15 protein-coding genes and 1 tRNA gene are annotated in these 16,410 nt (G+C 69.0%); 7 read left to right on the top strand and 9 right to left on the bottom strand.

Annotated features, from left to right (window positions below):
• Nucleotides 1-42 precede the first annotated feature (42 nt).
• From ACWEVR_RS05265 to moxR1, 6 genes are all read right to left on the bottom strand, one after another.
• Nucleotides 43-1,092 (bottom strand): ferrochelatase, encoded by a 1,050-nt coding sequence (locus ACWEVR_RS05265; RefSeq protein WP_452465915.1) that lies wholly within the window; start codon nucleotides 1,090-1,092, stop codon nucleotides 43-45.
• Nucleotides 1,092-1,928: an NADH-dependent enoyl-ACP reductase InhA gene (inhA, locus tag ACWEVR_RS05260; protein WP_067635958.1), complete on the bottom strand. Its 837-nt coding sequence runs from the start codon at nucleotides 1,926-1,928 to the stop codon at nucleotides 1,092-1,094. The genes ACWEVR_RS05265 and inhA overlap by 1 nt, the downstream gene beginning before the upstream one ends.
• Before the next feature lie 71 nt (nucleotides 1,929-1,999).
• Nucleotides 2,000-2,716, bottom strand: coding sequence for a 3-oxoacyl-ACP reductase FabG1 (gene fabG1, locus ACWEVR_RS05255; RefSeq protein ID WP_067493761.1), 717 nt, complete (start codon nucleotides 2,714-2,716; stop codon nucleotides 2,000-2,002).
• An 84-nt stretch (nucleotides 2,717-2,800) separates the two neighbouring features.
• The gene (locus tag ACWEVR_RS05250) at nucleotides 2,801-3,805 is read right to left on the bottom strand and encodes a VWA domain-containing protein (protein ID WP_067493759.1); all 1,005 of its coding nucleotides are present in this window, start codon (nucleotides 3,803-3,805) and stop codon (nucleotides 2,801-2,803) included.
• Complete coding sequence (locus ACWEVR_RS05245; RefSeq protein ID WP_067493757.1) at nucleotides 3,802-4,758, bottom strand: DUF58 domain-containing protein; 957 nt, start codon at nucleotides 4,756-4,758, stop codon at nucleotides 3,802-3,804. The genes ACWEVR_RS05250 and ACWEVR_RS05245 overlap by 4 nt, the downstream gene beginning before the upstream one ends.
• Nucleotides 4,759-4,781: 23 nt before the next feature.
• Complete coding sequence (gene moxR1 / locus ACWEVR_RS05240) at nucleotides 4,782-5,948, bottom strand: chaperone MoxR1 (protein WP_452465914.1); 1,167 nt, start codon at nucleotides 5,946-5,948, stop codon at nucleotides 4,782-4,784.
• A 440-nt stretch (nucleotides 5,949-6,388) separates the two neighbouring features.
• Between moxR1 and ACWEVR_RS05235 the strand changes: the two genes are divergently transcribed.
• Both ACWEVR_RS05235 and ACWEVR_RS05230 read left to right on the top strand, forming a co-directional pair.
• On the top strand, nucleotides 6,389-7,918 hold the full coding sequence (locus ACWEVR_RS05235; protein ID WP_452465913.1) for a hypothetical protein: 1,530 nt from the start codon (nucleotides 6,389-6,391) through the stop codon (nucleotides 7,916-7,918).
• Complete coding sequence (locus ACWEVR_RS05230) at nucleotides 7,915-8,580, top strand: class F sortase (protein WP_452465912.1); 666 nt, start codon at nucleotides 7,915-7,917, stop codon at nucleotides 8,578-8,580. Before ACWEVR_RS05235 ends, ACWEVR_RS05230 begins: the two co-directional genes overlap by 4 nt.
• 46 nt (nucleotides 8,581-8,626) lie before the next feature.
• On the opposite strand, the gene ACWEVR_RS05225 is transcribed toward ACWEVR_RS05230, so the two are convergent.
• Together ACWEVR_RS05225 and ACWEVR_RS05220 are read right to left on the bottom strand one after the other, a co-directional pair.
• The gene (locus ACWEVR_RS05225) at nucleotides 8,627-10,051 is read right to left on the bottom strand and encodes an NlpC/P60 family protein (RefSeq protein WP_452465911.1); all 1,425 of its coding nucleotides are present in this window, start codon (nucleotides 10,049-10,051) and stop codon (nucleotides 8,627-8,629) included.
• A 265-nt stretch (nucleotides 10,052-10,316) separates the two neighbouring features.
• Nucleotides 10,317-10,868, bottom strand: coding sequence for an Rv1476 family membrane protein (locus ACWEVR_RS05220; RefSeq protein WP_452465910.1), 552 nt, complete (start codon nucleotides 10,866-10,868; stop codon nucleotides 10,317-10,319).
• A gap of 302 nt (nucleotides 10,869-11,170) precedes the next feature.
• On the opposite strand from ACWEVR_RS05220, the gene acnA reads away from it, so the two are divergent.
• From acnA to ACWEVR_RS05205, 3 genes are all read left to right on the top strand, one after another.
• The gene (acnA, locus tag ACWEVR_RS05215; RefSeq protein ID WP_452465909.1) at nucleotides 11,171-13,966 is read left to right on the top strand and encodes an aconitate hydratase AcnA; all 2,796 of its coding nucleotides are present in this window, start codon (nucleotides 11,171-11,173) and stop codon (nucleotides 13,964-13,966) included.
• 132 nt (nucleotides 13,967-14,098) lie between these two features.
• Nucleotides 14,099-14,668 carry a helix-turn-helix domain-containing protein gene (locus ACWEVR_RS05210; protein WP_452465908.1) on the top strand — a complete coding sequence of 190 codons (570 nt, stop codon included), beginning with the start codon at nucleotides 14,099-14,101 and terminating at the stop codon, nucleotides 14,666-14,668.
• 17 nt (nucleotides 14,669-14,685) lie between these two features.
• Nucleotides 14,686-14,762 (top strand) — tRNA-OTHER (locus ACWEVR_RS05205).
• Nucleotides 14,763-14,771: 9 nt separating this feature from the next.
• Here the strand turns inward: ACWEVR_RS05205 and ACWEVR_RS05200 are convergent.
• Entirely contained in the window at nucleotides 14,772-15,317 is a 546-nt protein-coding gene (locus ACWEVR_RS05200) for a MarR family winged helix-turn-helix transcriptional regulator (RefSeq protein WP_452465907.1), read from the bottom strand.
• A 65-nt stretch (nucleotides 15,318-15,382) separates the two neighbouring features.
• Between ACWEVR_RS05200 and ACWEVR_RS05195 the strand changes: the two genes are divergently transcribed.
• Together ACWEVR_RS05195 and ACWEVR_RS05190 are read left to right on the top strand one after the other, a co-directional pair.
• Nucleotides 15,383-15,874 carry a cupin domain-containing protein gene (locus ACWEVR_RS05195; RefSeq protein WP_452465906.1) on the top strand — a complete coding sequence of 164 codons (492 nt, stop codon included), beginning with the start codon at nucleotides 15,383-15,385 and terminating at the stop codon, nucleotides 15,872-15,874.
• Between the two features lie 82 nt (nucleotides 15,875-15,956).
• On the top strand, nucleotides 15,957-16,376 hold the full coding sequence (locus ACWEVR_RS05190; RefSeq protein ID WP_067635978.1) for an acyl-CoA thioesterase: 420 nt from the start codon (nucleotides 15,957-15,959) through the stop codon (nucleotides 16,374-16,376).
• Nucleotides 16,377-16,410: the final 34 nt, after the last annotated feature.

Genomic DNA, 16,410 nt, shown 5'->3' with positions numbered 1-16,410 from the left:
CCGCGTTCGACGGGCAGACGGTGAATGGTTATGCGGTTGTGCTCACGGCCGCGCGGGCCGCTTCGGCATCTCGCAGCAGCCGACCGCGCACAGCGCACCGTTGACGGTGCAGCCGTAACCGGGGACTTCGCCCAGCTCACGGACGTCGCCCGCGCTCAGCCGTTCCTGAATCAGCTCGACGATCATCCGGGCGAAACGCGGGTCGGTGCCCGGCGTGGCCGCCCTGGCGAAAGCCATCCCGAGTTCGCCGGCGCGGGTCGCAGCCTCGTTGTCGAGGTCCCAGATCACCTCGAGATGATCGGAGACGAAACCGACCGGGCACACGACGGCGGCGTCGATTCCCTTGCCGTGCAACACATCCAGGTGATCGACGATGTCGGGTTCGAGCCACGGCACCTGCGGCGGGCCGGACCGCGACTGCCACACCACGTCGTACTCGGCGAAACCGGCTGCGGCGGCACACAATCGGGCGGCTTCGGCCACCTGCCTGCTGTAGAGGCGGCCACCGTCGGCGGGCGGTCCCGCGACATTGTCGGCGGCGACGGGAATGGAGTGCGCGGTGAACACCAGGCGCGCGCCCTCACGATGGTCGGCCGGAAGCTGTTGCACCGCGGCGGTGATCGCGTCGGCGAACGAGGCGATCAGCAGCGGATGATCGAAATACTGGCGCAGCTTCACCAGTTCCGGCGCGCCGTCACCCACGGCGGCGCGAGCACGGGCGATGTCCTCGTCGTACTGGCGACAGCCGGAATACCCACCCCACGCGGACGTGGGGAACACCAGGGCCGAGCGCACACCGTCGGCCGTCATCGTGGCGACGGTGTCCTCGACCATCGGATGCCAGTTCCGGTTGCCGAAATACACCGGCAGGTCGAGTCCGGCGTCGGCCAGATCGCCTTCCAACGCGGTGATGATCTGCCGGTTGAGGGCGTTGATCGGCGAGACCCCGCCGAAATGCAGGTAGTGCTCGGCGACCTCGGCCAGCCGTTCCGGCGGCACCCCGCGGCCCCGGGTGACGTTCTCCAGGAACGGGAGCACGTCCTCGGGACCCTCGGGGCCGCCGAACGACAGCAGCAGCAGCGCGTCGGCCATCAGTTGGCGGTGAAGTTCTCCGGGAACCACATGTTGTGGCTCGCGCCGCCGTCGACGTAGATGATCGAGCCCGTGGTGGCGGGCAGCCAATCCGAGAGCAGCGCCACGATCGACTTGCCCACGGCGCGCGCGTCGGCGCCGTCCCAGCCGATCGGCGACGCGCCGTCCCAGTACTCGTCGAGCTGGCGCAGCTGCTTGGCGTCGTCGGTGGCGGTACCGGCGATGGCCTTGGCGGCCAGGGTCTTCACGGGGCCGGCGGCGATCAGGTTGGAGCGGATCTTCTTGGCGTAGCCCACTTCCCGGGCCACGTACCGGTTCACCGACTCGAGCGCGGCCTTGGACACGCCCATCCAGTTGTAGTACGGCATCGCCACGCGCGGATCGAAGTCCATGCCGACGATCGAGCCGCCCTCGTTCATCACCGGCAGCACGGCGCGGGCCAGCGAGGCGTAGCTCCAGGCGGAGATCTCGAAGGACTTGGCCACATCCGGGCCGGGGCCCTCGAGGAACGGCACCGCGTCGGGACCCATCAGGGTCTTGGGCGCGAACGCGATCGAATGCAGCACACCGTCGACGCCCTCGGGCGCCAGTTCACGGATGGCATCGGCCAGCGCGCCGAGGTTCTCCTCGTTGGTGACGTCCAGCGGAATGGCCGGGGGCACCTCCTGCGGGAGCCGCTTGGCGATGCGGTCGATCAGCCGCAGCCGCTCCGGGATGCCGGTGATGATCACCTTCGCGCCCTGCTCCTGCGCGACCGCCGCCGCGCTGAACGCGATCGAGGAATCGGTGATGATGCCGGTGATCAGGATGGTCTTGCCTTCGAGCAGTCCGCCCATGGGTTTTCGGTTCTCCTGCGATTCGGGGATGCGGCGGGCTGATCGCCCGCCACGGGGAGTCGGTCAGCGGGTCAGTGGCCCATGCCCATGCCGCCGTCGACCGGGATGACGGCGCCGGAGACGTAGCGGGAGTCCTCGGAGGCGAGGAAGCTGACGACAGCGGCGATGTCTTCGGGCTGACCGAGGCGCTGCAGCGGGATGAACTTCTTCGCCATCTCCTTCATGTCCTCGGGAAGATCCGCGGTCATGTCGGTCTCGATGAAACCGGGGGCGACGACGTTGGCGGTGATGGACCGCGAACCCAGTTCGCGGGTCACCGAACGCGCGAGGCCGATGACGCCGGCCTTCGAGGACGCGTAGTTGATCTGACCGGCCTGACCGCTCATACCCACCACCGAACCGAGGAAGATCATCCGGCCCCAGCGGCCACGCAGCATGGCGCGGTTGGCGCGCTTCGCACAGCGGAACGCACCGGTGAGGTTCGCGTCGATGACCTTGGTGAACTGCTCCTCGGTCATGCGCATGAGCAGCGTGTCGTCGGTGATGCCCGCATTGGCGACCAGCACCTCCACCGGACCCTGGTGCTCCTCGACCTCGGTGAACGCCCGATCGACCGACTCGCTGTCGGTGACATCGCATTTCACCCCGAACAGTCCCTCGGGCACGCCCGACCCGCGATGGGTGACGGCGACCTTGTGCCCGTCGGCGAGCAGGCGCTGGGCCACCGCGAGACCGATTCCGCGATTACCGCCGGTGACCAGCACCGACCGGGATGTGACGTTCGACATAGGGTCCAACCTATCTGTTCTGGTTCGTGGGCCCGGCGTCAGGGTCGCACCGTTGCGACTGCTCACAACGCCGAGTACGGCAAGCTAGGGCAGGCGTTGACGATAGAGCAAGCTGACGAGCACGCCCGCCGCGACGAACAACATGCCGCCGAGCAGCCACGGCCTGCTGGCATCGCCCCGCGTGGTCTCGTAGCCGATCTGCTCTTCGAGCGTGTCGTAGACGGCGGTGAGTTCGGCGAGTGAGGAGGCGGTGTAGAAATCGCCGCCGGACAGCTCGGCGATCTCGCGCAGCGAGTCGTTGTCCACGGGGACCTTCACCCGCTGCGAGCCGCCGCCGTCGGAATCGGGGATCTCGACGGTGCCCCATTCGGTGCCGAAGGAGATGGTCGACACCGGGATGCCCTTGTTCTTGGCGAGGCGGGCGGCGGTGAAACCGTGGCGTGGGTTGTCGATGTCCTTGTCGTCGGGCACCGTCTGCTTGCCGTCCGACATGAGCACCACGCGCGCGGGCGGCGGCGTTTCCGCACCACCGAGCACCGCGGCGAGGGTGTCGATGGACTGCAGGGCCGTCAGGATGCCCTCACCGGTGGCGGTGCGTTCGGCCAGCTTGATGTTGTCGATCGAGTGCTTGACCGCCTCACGATTGGTCGTGGGCGACACCATCACCGACGCGGTTCCGGCGAACGTGACGAAACCGAGGTTGATACCCGGGGTCAGCCCCTCGACGAAGTCCTTGCCCGCTTCCTGCGCGACCTGCAGCCGGTTGGGCGGCACATCGGTGGCCTCCATCGACAGCGACACGTCCATCACCAGCACCACCGTCGCGCGGTTGCGCGGCACCTTCTGCACGGCGGTCGGCCCGGCGGCGGCGATGGTGAGCAGGATCAGCCCCACCAGGATCAGCGCGATCGGCACGTGCCGCACCGGGCTCGGCCGCGACGGCGCGACCCGCTCGAGCACGGTCATATTGCCGAACTGCAGCATCCGCTTGTGGCGGGCGCGCTGCACGAGCACGTAACCGAGGACGAGCAGCGCGACGACGAGGAGGAAACCGAGCCAGGCGGCGGCGGTGAAATGCGAAATACTCACTGGCGAGGCACCCGCCCGCTCGGGGCGCCGAGATTGTGGCGCCGGGTGGACACGAACCGGACCACGTCGGCGATCCAGTCCCGATCGGTCTGCAGGGTCAGCACCGGCGCGCCGCAACTGCGCAGCGCCTGATGCACCTGTTCGCGCTGCGCGTTGGCCGCGGCGGCGAAATCGGCGCGCAGCGTGGGGGTGACGCTGAATTCGCGGGTGTGCCCGGTCTCGGGATCGTGCAGCACGACATCACCGCCGTCGGGCAGGGCGATGTCGAGCGGGTCGAGCACCTCCACCGCGAGCAGGTCGTGGCGGGCCGAGATCGCGCGCAGCGAACGCTGCCAGTCCACGTCGCCGAGGAAGTCGCTGATCACCACGGCGAGACCACGTTTGCGCTGCGGGCGGCGCAACGATTCGATGCCCGCCTTCAGGTCACCGCGCACACCGTCGCGGGCGTGCGGGGTGGTCGCGATGCCGCGCAGCATGGTCTGGGCGTGCAGGCGCCCGGCGCGCGCGGGAATCCGGACCAGATCCTGACCGGTCGCGACGACGGCGCCGATGCGGTTGCCGCCGCCGGAGGTGAGGTGGGTGATGGCCGCGGCCGCGGCGATCGCCAGGTCGCGTTTCTGCACGCGCCCGGTGCCGAAGTCCAGACTCGACGACAGGTCGACCACGAGCCAGGTCTCGAGCTCGCGGTCGGCGATCATCTGGCGCACGTGCGGATGGGTGGTGCGGGCGGTGACCGACCAATCCATCTGGCGCACATCGTCGCCCGGCTGGTACAGCCGCGCCTCCCCCGGCTCCGAACCCGGGCCGGGGATGAGGCCCTGGTGGTCGCCGTGCAGCACACCGTCGAGACGGCGGCGCACCGTCAGCTCGAGCGTTTTCAGCGCGGCCGACAGTTTCGGATCGGTCAGCTCACCCGCCCGGAACGACGGCGGTACGTGAGACGGCTCGGGCACGCGGGCAACGGGTTCCGGCGCACTCACTGGGGTGCGACGTGGCCGGCGGGCTGGGACTGCTGCCCGTTCACCGGCTGCGGCGCAGGCTGGGACTGGGGAGCGGGCGGCTGGGGCACCGGCGGCTGCGAGTTCTGCGGGCCGCCGACGGCCTGCGGCGCGACCTGCGGCAGACCGACGGTCTGCAGCACCCGCTTGATGACGTCCTCGGGCGAAACCTCGTCGGCCAGTGCGTCGTAGGACAGCACCAGGCGGTGGCGCAGCACGTCCGGGATCACCTCGACCACGTCCTGGGGCACCACGTAGTCGCGGCCACGGATCAGCGCGACCGAGCGGGCGGCGGCGATGATGCCCAGGCTGGCACGCGGGGAGGCGCCGTAGGAGATCCAGCTCGCCACGTCGGGCATACCGAACTCGGCCGGGGTGCGGGTGGCGCTGATGACGCGGACCACGTAGTCGACGAGCGCGTGGTGCACGAAGACGTTGGCGGCCACCTTCTGCAGGCGGATGATGTCCTCGGGGTCGAGGATCTGCTTGGGTTCCGGCGCGCTCACACCCATCCGGTAGATGATCTCGCGCTCCTCCTCCACGGAGGGGTAGTCCACCACGACCTTGAACAGGAAGCGGTCGCGCTGCGCCTCGGGCAGCGGGTACACGCCTTCGCTCTCGATCGGGTTCTGGGTCGCCATGACCAGGAACGGATCGGGCATCGGGTAGGTCTTGCCGCCGATCGACAGCTTGCGCTCGGCCATCACCTCGAGCAGGGCCGACTGCACTTTGGCGGGCGCGCGGTTGATCTCGTCGGCGAGCACGAAGTTGGCGACCACCGGGCCGAGCTCGGTGTCGAACTCCTCGCGGCCCTGCCGGTAGATGCGGGTACCGATGAGGTCGGTCGGCACGAGGTCGGGGGTGAACTGCACCCGCGAGAACGAACCACCGACGACCTTGGCGAACGTTTCCACGGCAAGAGTCTTCGCGACGCCGGGCACACCCTCGAGCAGGACGTGGCCACGGGCGAGCACACCGACGAGCAACCGCTCGACGAGCCGATCCTGGCCGACGATAACCCGCTTGACCTCGTAGATCGCCTTCTCGAGAGTCTGGACGTCACGCTCCAGGGTGCTCGGCGTTGCCGTACCGGCGTCCTTCGCCAGCTTCGGCCCGCTCACACCTTCCGTCGAAGTCACCAACATCCCCGCTTTCGCTTTGGTCCTGTGCGTGCGGCCCCAACTATTCCATTGAATCGCCCGGTGCGCCGCAACCGGCCAGGAGTGAACGCGAATTCGTCGTACTACCCGGCCCGGCTCGATATGCCCGCCACCCTACGCACAGGGGTCACCGCTCGCCCGTCCGACGCGAGGGGACCGGCTGTGAGGAAGAGCGACGGATCACGGCCGCAAATAGTCGGCAACATGATTCGGCTCGCATTCGTTAACCCAGGTAACGGTTTGTGTTCGGTTGCCATGGAAACCGCAGGTCGCGCCGCCGTCCCGGTAGGCAGTGTTCTCAAACACACCTTTACCTGGCATTTCACCGCGTTCGTGGCGAGTTTTATGGCGTGTATCCGGAGCTGGTTTCGGATATCGGGCCAGTTTCGGTCTGGCGGATTGTTCTTTTCCAAGAAGGTGACCTCATGCAGATGCACTCCCGCTTCAAGTTCCCCAGAAGTTTGCTGTCGTTGGCGGTTCTGGCCACCGCCACTACCGTCGCGCTCGCCGCGGCACCTCCCGCAGGCGCCGACCCCCTGAACTTGCCCGGCATCATCGGGCTCGACACCGGCTCGGCTGGTCTCGGCTCCGCGCTCGGCGGCGTAAACCCGGGCGCGGGCGCCCAACTCGGCTCGGCCACTGGCAGTTCCGAACCTCTCGGTCTCGGTGTGGGCAGCGCCGGAGGAGCAGCTGACGCACCTACCACCGGCAGCACTCTCGGAGCGGGCAGCTCCGGTCTGGATGCCGGTGGCGCCTTGGCTACCGGCAGCGCCGAAGCCCTCGGCACCGGCAGCGCGATCGGTGCGGGCAGCGCCGAAGTCCTCGGCACCGGCAGCGCACTCGGGGCCGGTAGTGCACTAGGCACCGGCAGCGCGGAATTGCTCGGCACCGGTAGCGCAGTCGGTGCGGGCAGCGCCGCAGCGTTGGGCACCGGTAGCGCACTCGGCGCAGGCAGCGCCGAAACACTCGGGGTCGGTAGTGGTCTGGCCGCGGGCAGCGCTGAAGCGCTGGGTGCGGGAAGCGCGCTCGGCGCGGGATCCGCGGCGAGCCTGCTCGCCTCGGGCAGTGCCGCCACCGGCAGTAGCGCGGCATCCGGACTCGGGGTCCTGCTTGCTCTGCTCGACGGCGGCAGCGCGGCGGCGACCGGCAGCGGTGGGGTCGCCCTCGGCACCCTGTTGGGCACGGGAAGCGCGGTCGGTGCTCTCGGACTCGGCAGCAGCTCGGAAACGCTCGCACTGATCCTCGGAATCGGCAGCGCAGGCGTCGGCAGCGCGGCCGCCGGTAGCGCGGGAGTCGGCAGCGCGGCCGCCGGTAGCGCGGGAGTCGGCAGCGCGGCCACCGGTAGCGCGGGAGTCGGCAGCGAAGCGCTCGGCACCGGCAGCGCAGCACTCGGGGCAGGCAGCGCGGCGACCGGCAGCGCAGCACTCGGGGCAGGCAGCGCGGCCACCGGCAGCGCAGCACTCGGCACAGGCAGCGCACTCGGAGCAGGCAGCGCGGGGACAGGGAGCGCGCTGGCGGCGGGCAGCGCGGCAGTCGGCAGCGCCGCAGTCGGCAGCGCGGCGCTCGGGAGCCTGGGGGCCGGGGGTGCGCTACTTGGGGCGGGCTCCGGTGGTGCGACGCAGACGGCGCCGGAAGCGGCTGAGCCCGCGGTTCCGGGTGGCCCCGGAACCGCAGCCGTGCCCGCGCTGCCTGGGCACGCGTCGGGCGACGGTGGCGCGGGAGCCCAGGCGAGCAGCGGTGCGGACGGATCGCCGCGAAACCTGCCGACCGCGGCCGGCGACTCGCAGGCGCGGAACGGGTACGCGTCGGCATCGGGCGCTCCGGAGACCGGCTCGGGTGGACGGCTGCTCGACGAGCGGTTGCCGCTGGCGGGACTCGGGCTGCTCGCACTGCTCGGCGCGGCCCTGGCGGCTGTGTGGAGCCGACGTTCCGGACAACGAAACAGCTTGGTATGACGGCCCATCCACCGACCTCGACGTGGTCCAGATCCTCGGTGGCCGCGCTGGTCGGGGCCACCCTGGTCGCGGTGGCAGCGGGGCTGTTCGTCCTCGCCGCGACCAGCGAGCCGCGACAGGAAGCATCGCCTCCGGCGGGCATAGCGACGACGGCCGCCGTCGCCGTGCCCGCCGCGCAGCCACTGGGAAGATCGGCACCGGTGCGACTGCGCATCCCCGAGCTCGGATTGGACACGACACTGGGCACCAGCGGCACCACGGCGACAGGAGCTCTCGCGGCACCGGCATATTTCGACCACGCGTCGTGGTTCTCGCCCGGTGCCAGTCCCGGTGAGGCCGGTGCCGCGGTGATCCTCGGCCACGTCGACTCGGCGGACGGTCCCGCGGTCTTCTTCCACCTCGGTGAGCTGACCGCAGGTGCCGAAATCCTGGTGACCAGACAGGACGGCAGCGTCACCCGTTTCGTCGTCGACCGCACGGAAGTCGTGGCGAAGGACCGATTCCCCACCGATCGTGTGTTCGCCGCCGACGATGCCGCACACCTGCGACTCATCACCTGTGGCGGGTCGTTCGACCGAGACGAACGGCGGTACCTGTCGAACGTGATCGTCTCCGCGACGATGACCGAAGTCGTCCGCCCTCCCGCCGCGATCGGTCACTGAATACGGAGGGCTCGGCCGCGACCACGCGCGCCGAGCCCTCCGCCGCTCACTCGGTGACGATGCGCACCGCGTACGGCATGATGCCGCCTTCGCGCACGGGCGAGATCTTCACCACGTCACCGGATTCGGGGGCTTCGATCATCGTCCCGTCGCCGAGGTAGAGCGCGACGTGCTGGCTGCCGCCGGGGCCCCAGAACAGCATGTCGCCGCGTTCGCGTTCCTCGACGGGGATGCGGGTGCCCGCGTTGTACTGGTAGCCGCTGTAGTGCGGCAGTGAGACACCGATGCCCGCGAAGGCGTAGAGCATCAGGCCCGAGCAGTCGAAGCCGACCTTGTTGTAGTCGCCGTGCGAGTCGCCGACGCCGCCGTCGCGGATGCCGAGGGTTGGTCCTTCCTCGTCGCCACCGCCCCAGGCATAGCTGACGCCGAGCTGGGACATGGCGCGGTCGATCACGGTCTCGATCGCGGCCGAGCCGGTGACCTGCGGTGTCGTCGATCGGGGTTTGGATTTTCGCGGTGCGGTCGGTGTCGATTCCAGGTCGGTGTGCGCGCGCTGGTCCTCGCCGAGGCGGGCGGCGCGGTCGCGGGCGGCCTGGTCGGCGGCGGCGCGGGCGGCGGCCGCGTTGGCGGCGGCGAGCAGAGCGGAGAGCTGGGCCTTCTGCTGATCGTTCCAGTCGAGGAAGATCTCGCGCTGACTCTGCAGGCCCGCCACCGTCGAGCGAGCGGTGTCGAGGGCGATCTGGGCGGCGGCGCGGTCGCGCTGGAGGGTGTCGCGGGCGGCGGCCTGGTTGTCGAATTCGGCCTTGGCGACGTCGACGGCGGCCTGGGCGGCGTGCTTCTTCTGCTCGGCCGCACTCGCGGCGGCGTCGGCGTCGGCCTTGGCCTGGCGGGCGGCGGCGTTCTGGTTGGCCTGGGCGATCTGGGCGCGGCGCAGGTCGTCGAGCACCTGGCGCTGATTCTTCGACACCATGCTCAGCACCTGCGCGCGATCCATCGCCGCGTCCGGCGTGGAGGACGCGAAATAGGTGACCACCGAACTGGACGACGGACGCACATAGGCCTGGGTCGCGAGCTGATCGAAATCGCCGCGCGCGGCGACGACTTTCGCGCCGACGTCGGCGAGCTGGGTCTGGCTGTCGGCCACGGCGGCAGCGGCCGAGTCGGCGGCGTCACGCGCGGTCTGCAGATCGACGAGCGCCTGGTTCACGGCCTCGCGCTTCCCTGCGAGGGCGTCGTCGAGAGCACGCAATTGCTGATCGGCGGCGGCGACCCTGTTGATGAGGGCGCCGATCTCGCCGACGCGCGCGTCCACCTCCGCGCCCGCGCCCGCGATCTCGCTGTCGGACGGGTTCGGCGGTGGCGGCGGCACGGCCGTCGTCGGACCCGCGGTCACGACGACAGCGAGCACCGCCAGCAACCCGATCGCTACCCGTAACCGCCCTGGTTGATCCTGCCCGCTCGCACCGCGCACGGCACCTCCGAGTGACTCGACTCGACATACGCCACTGGCGCATCAGCCGACTCAGTGACCCCAAGGGTCGACCAATGCCCCCTGTACCACTGCTTTCCCGATCGCGATCATCGCTACCGTACGACACATATTTCACAAAGGAAACAACTGCCACGGCATGACGGGACATCAATTCGGCGATTGCCCGGCGTTAGCCTGAGGTGCGCCATGTTTCGGCACGCAGAAACAGACCGAAGGTCTGGAAATGTGACTGGAGAGAAACCAGTTAACGGAGAGAACCCGCATCGTCGCCCGCGACGACGACGGCGTCGTCATCCGGGCCACGCCGGGCCTTCACGAAGTAGAGCCCCGCAATCACCAGGACGGTCAGCGCGAGCATCACGCCGGTGATGGCGCCCCACGACACGCCCTCGGGCTGCTCGAGGCGGCCGACGAACGCCGACACGGCCTCCTCGGGGTGGTTGCCCCGGTACTTGGCCACGTCCTCGGCCCACTCGAGCCGCACACGGCTGATGTCGTCGCTGTAGGTGCCGATCCAGTCGTCACTGAGCACCGCGACCGTGCCCTCGGTGTTCTTGCCCAGCTCGGTGGCCAGGTCACGTAGGCTCGAATCGTGGCCGGGATTACCGGGAACGACGACAACACTGAGCGGAATGCCGTCCGCGCGCGCCTCGGCGACGATCGCGGCCAGTTCCTGCTGATCCTTGCCCTTGGGCGCGGCCACGTGGTTGTCGGCGAGGTCGGCGCGGAGACCGCCCAGATCCGTGTTCGGCGGCAGTTCGACGGCCATCGGCGCAAAGGTGTGCAAGACGGTCATTTTCCATCCGGTCTGTCGAGCCCCGGTCGCGATGCGACGGGCATCCAACACTGCCAAGGTGAGCGTCACTGCGTCAGTCCCCGACTCGCTCGACAGGCACAGTACGCGACGGCGCGCGGGAACCGGTCGCCACGGCACGCCGTGTGCTGACGCGGCGCCCCGATTATTTCATAGGACAAGCGTACTGTTAGGCTCGTACGGCGAGGAAACCGGCATCTCACGGCGCCGGATCCCCCTCCGAAGACGCGAGCCGCCGGCACAGCCCCGCCGGCGGCACACCCTCACCAATGAGTGGAGCTGACGTGACGAAGAGTATCGATACCTTCGGCGCCAAAGGCACGCTCGAGGTCGGAAGCAACTCCTACGAGATCTTCCGACTCTCGGCTGTTCCCGGCACCGAGAAGCTGCCCTACGCCCTGAAGGTGCTGGCGGAGAACCTGCTGCGCACCGAAGACGGCGCCAACATCACCGCCGATCACATCCGCGCGATCGCGAACTGGGACCCCTCGGCGCAGCCGAGCGTGGAGATCCAGTTCACCCCCGCGCGCGTGATCATGCAGGACTTCACCGGCGTGCCCTGCATCGTCGACCTGGCCACCATGCGTGAGGCCGTCACCACCCTCGGTGGCGACCCGAGCAAGGTCAACCCGCTCTCCCCCGCCGACATGGTCATCGACCACTCGGTGATCCTCGACGTCTTCGGCCGCGCCGACGCCCTCGAGCGCAACGTGGAACTCGAGTACGAGCGCAACGGCGAGCGCTACCAGTTCCTGCGCTGGGGACAGGGCGCCTTCGACGACTTCAAGGTCGTCCCCCCGGGCATGGGCATCGTGCACCAGGTCAACATCGAGTACCTGGCGCCCACCGTCATGGTCCGCAACGGCCAGGCCTACCCCGACACCTGTGTCGGCACCGACTCGCACACCACCATGGTCAACGGCCTGGGTGTGCTGGGCTGGGGCGTCGGTGGCATCGAGGCCGAGGCCGCGATGCTCGGCCAGCCGGTCTCCATGCTCATCCCGCGCGTCGTCGGCTTCAAGCTCAGCGGTGAGATCAAGCCGGGCGTCACCGCCACCGACGTGGTGCTCACCGTCACCGACATGCTGCGCAAGCACGGTGTGGTCGGCAAGTTCGTCGAGTTCTACGGTGCGGGCGTGTCCGAGGTGCCCCTCGCGAACCGCGCCACCCTCGGCAACATGAGCCCCGAGTTCGGTTCCACCGCGGCGATCTTCCCGATCGACGAGGAGACCATCAACTACCTGCGCCTGACCGGCCGCACCGACGAGCAGCTCGCGCTCGTCGAGGCCTACGCCAAGGAACAGGGCATGTGGCACGACGCCGACAAGGAGCCGGCGTACTCGGAGTACCTGGAGCTGGACCTGAGCACCGTCGTGCCGTCCATCGCCGGTCCGAAGCGTCCGCAGGACCGCATCCTGCTCAGCGAGTCGAAGTCGGCGTTCCGCTCCGACATCGTCGACTACGTGGGCGACTACACCGCGCTCGACGAGGGTGTCGACGAGACCTTCCCGGCCTCGGACCCCGTCTCGGTGTCGGCCGATCACGCCGGTGACTCCTACACCCCCGCGCACTCGGCCGCCAACGGCGCCAAGGGCCGCCCGTCCAAGCCGGTCACCGTGCGTTCGGCCGAGCGTGGCGACTTCGTCCTCGACCACGGCGCCGTCGTCGTCGCGGGCATCACCTCCTGCACCAACACCTCCAACCCGTCGGTCATGCTCGGTGCCGCGCTGCTCGCCCGCAACGCGGTCGAGAAGGGCCTGTCGACCAAGCCGTGGGTGAAGACCAACATGGCGCCGGGTTCGCAGGTCGTCTCCGACTACTACGAGAAGGCCGGCCTGTGGCCCTACCTCGAGAAGCTCGGCTTCTACGTGGGTGGTTACGGCTGCACCACCTGCATCGGCAACACCGGCCCGCTGCCCGAGGAGATCTCGGCCGCGATCAACGACAACGACCTCTCGGTCACCGCCGTGCTCTCGGGTAACCGCAACTTCGAGGGTCGCATCTCCCCCGACGTGAAGATGAACTACCTGGCCTCCCCGCCGCTGGTCATCGCCTACGCGCTCGCGGGCACCATGGACTTCGACTTCGAGAACGACGCCCTCGGCAAGGATTCCGACGGCAACGACGTCTTCCTGCGCGACATCTGGCCCTCGGCCCAGGAGATCGACGACACCATCAAGTCGGCGATCAACCAGGACATGTTCCGCAACTCCTACGCCACCGTCTTCGACGGCGACGAGCGCTGGCAGAACCTGGCCACCCCGGAGGGCGACACCTTCGCGTGGGACGAGAACTCGACCTACGTCCGCAAGGCGCCGTACTTCGACGGCATGAAGATGGATCCCGACCCGGTCACCGACATCAAGGGCGCCCGCGTCCTGGCGCTGCTCGGCGACTCGGTCACCACCGACCACATCTCCCCGGCCGGTCCGATCAAGCCGGGCACCCCGGCCGCGCAGTACCTGGACTCGCACGGCGTGGAGCGCAAGGACTACAACTCCCTGGGCTCGCGGCGCGGTAACCACGAGGTCATGATCCGTGGCACCTTCGCCAACATCCGGCTGCGCAACCAGTTGCTCGACGACGTCTCGGGTGGTTACACCCGCGACTTCACCCAGGAAGGTGGCCCGCAGGCGTTCATCTACGACGCCTCGCAGAACTACCAGGCCGCGGGCATCCCGCTGGTCGTGCTCGGTGGCAAGGAATACGGTTCGGGCTCCTCGCGTGACTGGGCCGCCAAGGGCACCAGCCTGCTGGGCGTGAAGGCCGTCATCACCGAGTCGTTCGAGCGCATCCACCGCTCCAACCTCATCGGTATGGGCGTTGTGCCGCTGCAGTTCCCGCAGGGCGAGTCGGCTCAGTCGCTGGGCCTGACCGGCACCGAGACCTTCGACATCGAGGGCATCACCGCCCTCAACGAGGGTGTCACGCCGAAGACCGTCAAGGTCACCGCCACCGCCGAAGACGGCAAGGTCACCACCTTCGACGCGGTCGTCCGCATCGACACCCCCGGTGAGGCCGACTACTACCGCAACGGCGGCATCCTGCAGTACGTGCTGCGCAACATGATCCGCGGCTAGTTGCCCGATCGGTGGCGCGGTGTCGAACGACGCCGCGCCGCAAGGGCATCCGCTCGGATGCTCTTCGTGCTGTGAGTCCCCCGCCTCGGTGTTCCGGGGCGGGGGTCCGCATATGGCGTCACTGGAGGAATCATGCCCAAGGTCAGCGACGACCACCTCGCCGCCCGCCGCAGCCAGATCCTCGACGGTGCCCGGCGCTGCTTCGCCGAATTCGGCTACGAAGGCGCCACCGTGCGCCGTCTGGAAGAGGCCATCGGCATGTCCCGCGGCGCCATCTTCCACCATTTCCGGGACAAGGACGCCCTGTTCTTCGCCCTGGCCAAGGACGACGCCGAACGGATGGCCGAGGTCGCGGCTACCCAGGGCATCGTGCAGGTGATGCGCGATATGCTCGCCCGCCCCGAAGAATTCAACTGGCTGGGTACCCGCCTCGAGATCGCCCGCCGCGTGCGCACCGATCCCGACTTCCGCGCGGGCTGGACCCAGCGCTCGGCCGAACTCACCGCCGCCACCCTCGCCCGCCTGGAGCGACGCAAGGCCGCGGGCGCGCTGCGCGACGACGTCCCCACCGATGTCCTGCTCGGTTATCTCGACCTGGTCCTCGACGGCCTGATCGCGCGCATCGCCTCCGGCCACACCGACGAAAACCTTTCCGCTGTACTGGATCTCGTCGAAGCGTCGGTGCGGCGCAAGGAGTCCTGAGCTAGGCTCGACCCGGCCATGGAGTAGCTCAGTAGGTAGAGCGCCGACTTCCGCAGGACGGATGCCGCGGGTTCGATTCCCGCCTCCATGGCCACCCGAGCGCTCAGCGGGAAGACCGCGTACCTCCATCCCCCGGAGCGGGATCGGGTCCGCTCTCCCACGCTCCCAACAGCTTTCGCGCGATTCTGTCGAGCGCTGCCTGATCGTCGCGGTCCAGCGCCGACAGCATGGTCGTCTCGTTCTCGGTGTGCGCGACGACGACCCGGTCGACCAGTTCTCGGCCCTCCTCGGTGAGCGCCACCCGCACGGCCCGCCGATCCACCCGATCCGCGATGCGCCGCACCAGACCCGCCGCCTCCAGCCGGTCGATCCGCCCGGTCATGCCCGCACGCGACAGCATCAGGGTGTCCGCGAGCACCGAGGGGTTGAGCTCGAACGGCGCACCCGAACGACGAAGTGCGGCAAGCACATCGAACTCGCCACGCTGCAACCCGTGCGCGGTGAACACGGATTCGATACGGGCCGTGGCGACGTTCAGCAGTCGACCGAGCCTGCCGAACACCGCCATCGCCGTCAGGTCGAGGTCGGGGCGTTCGCGGCGCCACTGTGCGGCGATCGCGTCTACAGCGTCGGCGGTCGATTCGTCCATGGACAGGATTCTATTCGACGGGATATAGTTCGGTAGCGAATTATCAACCGACGAACGGAACCGTCATGGACACACGCGACATCGCCCTCTGCCTGCCCGAGGACGCCGAGACGCTGGGCACCGACCGCGTCCGGGTGCGGCTGCTCACCGATTCCGAGGCAAGCGACGGCACGGTGAGCACCGTGGAAGTAACCCTCGACCAGGGCGCCGACGGGGCCGCGCCGCACTATCACACCCGCTCCGACGAGCTGTTCTACGTCGCCGACGGCGAACTGCAGGTGATGGCGGGCGACCGCATCCTCACCGTCGGCGCGGGCGGGTCGCTCGTCGTCCCCCGCCGGATGCCGCACGCCTTCGGCGCCACACCCGAGAGCGGGGCCCGCATCCTCATCGCGCTGATGCCGGGCGTGCAGCGATTCGAGTACTTCCGCCTGCTCGACCGGCTCGCGAAGGGCACGGCGGATCACACCGAATTCCTCGCCGCCCAAGCGGAATTCGACAACTACTTCATCGACGCGCCCGCGTGGACAGCCGAACGAAACGCCCAGCGCCGCTGACCTATACGCGGGTGACGCGAATGTGGCCGAGGTTGCACCGGAATCGGGAACATTCCGCGCGAAGGCGCCGGTTGTACGCTGTATGACGTTCTCGGTACCGGTCCTCGTCCGCGGCTACGAGCTCGACACCCAAGGCCACCTGAACCACGCCGTCTACCACCAGTACGGCGAGCACGCGCGCTGGGAACTGCTGCGCGCGGCAGGCATCCCGCAGGACAAGTTCATCGCCAGCGGCATCGGCGCGGTGGTGCTCGAGTCGACGATCAAGTACAAGCGCGAACTGCGCGGCGGCGACGAGGTCACCGTGACCTGCGCCTTCGACTGGCGCGACGGCGAGAAGGTGTTCCGCTTCCACCACCAGATCATCAAACTCGACGGCACGGTCGCCGCCGAGATCACCGTCACCGCGGGCGCGATGGACCTGACCACCCGCCGACTCGTCGCCGACCCCGCAGGCCACTTCCGCTCCCTCGCCGAGAACCCCGAAATCCTCGGGCTCTGACACGGCGGCTGGCGCCGCGGGTTCTCGGCCCGGG

It is taken from the genome of Nocardia sp. NPDC003979 (genome assembly GCF_053605015.1).
Note: the sequence above shows the minus strand (reverse complement) of the source record. Positions and strands in the feature narration are given on the sequence as shown.

What these genes read in the sequence shown, in the direction of transcription:
- ACWEVR_RS05265 (WP_452465915.1), bottom strand. Translation starts at nt 1,092, where the DNA reads ATGGCCGACGCGCTGCTGCTGCTGTCGTTCGGCGGCCCCGAGGGTCCC.
- inhA (WP_067635958.1), bottom strand. Translation starts at nt 1,928, where the DNA reads ATGGGCGGACTGCTCGAAGGCAAGACCATCCTGATCACCGGCATCATC.
- fabG1 (WP_067493761.1), bottom strand. Translation starts at nt 2,716, where the DNA reads ATGTCGAACGTCACATCCCGGTCGGTGCTGGTCACCGGCGGTAATCGC.
- moxR1 (WP_452465914.1), bottom strand. Translation starts at nt 5,948, where the DNA reads ATGTTGGTGACTTCGACGGAAGGTGTGAGCGGGCCGAAGCTGGCGAAG.
- ACWEVR_RS05235 (WP_452465913.1), top strand. Translation starts at nt 6,389, where the DNA reads ATGCAGATGCACTCCCGCTTCAAGTTCCCCAGAAGTTTGCTGTCGTTG.
- ACWEVR_RS05230 (WP_452465912.1), top strand. Translation starts at nt 7,915, where the DNA reads ATGACGGCCCATCCACCGACCTCGACGTGGTCCAGATCCTCGGTGGCC.
- ACWEVR_RS05220 (WP_452465910.1), bottom strand. Translation starts at nt 10,868, where the DNA reads ATGACCGTCTTGCACACCTTTGCGCCGATGGCCGTCGAACTGCCGCCG.
- ACWEVR_RS05210 (WP_452465908.1), top strand. Translation starts at nt 14,099, where the DNA reads ATGCCCAAGGTCAGCGACGACCACCTCGCCGCCCGCCGCAGCCAGATC.
- ACWEVR_RS05200 (WP_452465907.1), bottom strand. Translation starts at nt 15,317, where the DNA reads ATGGACGAATCGACCGCCGACGCTGTAGACGCGATCGCCGCACAGTGG.
- ACWEVR_RS05195 (WP_452465906.1), top strand. Translation starts at nt 15,383, where the DNA reads ATGGACACACGCGACATCGCCCTCTGCCTGCCCGAGGACGCCGAGACG.
- ACWEVR_RS05190 (WP_067635978.1), top strand. Translation starts at nt 15,957, where the DNA reads ATGACGTTCTCGGTACCGGTCCTCGTCCGCGGCTACGAGCTCGACACC.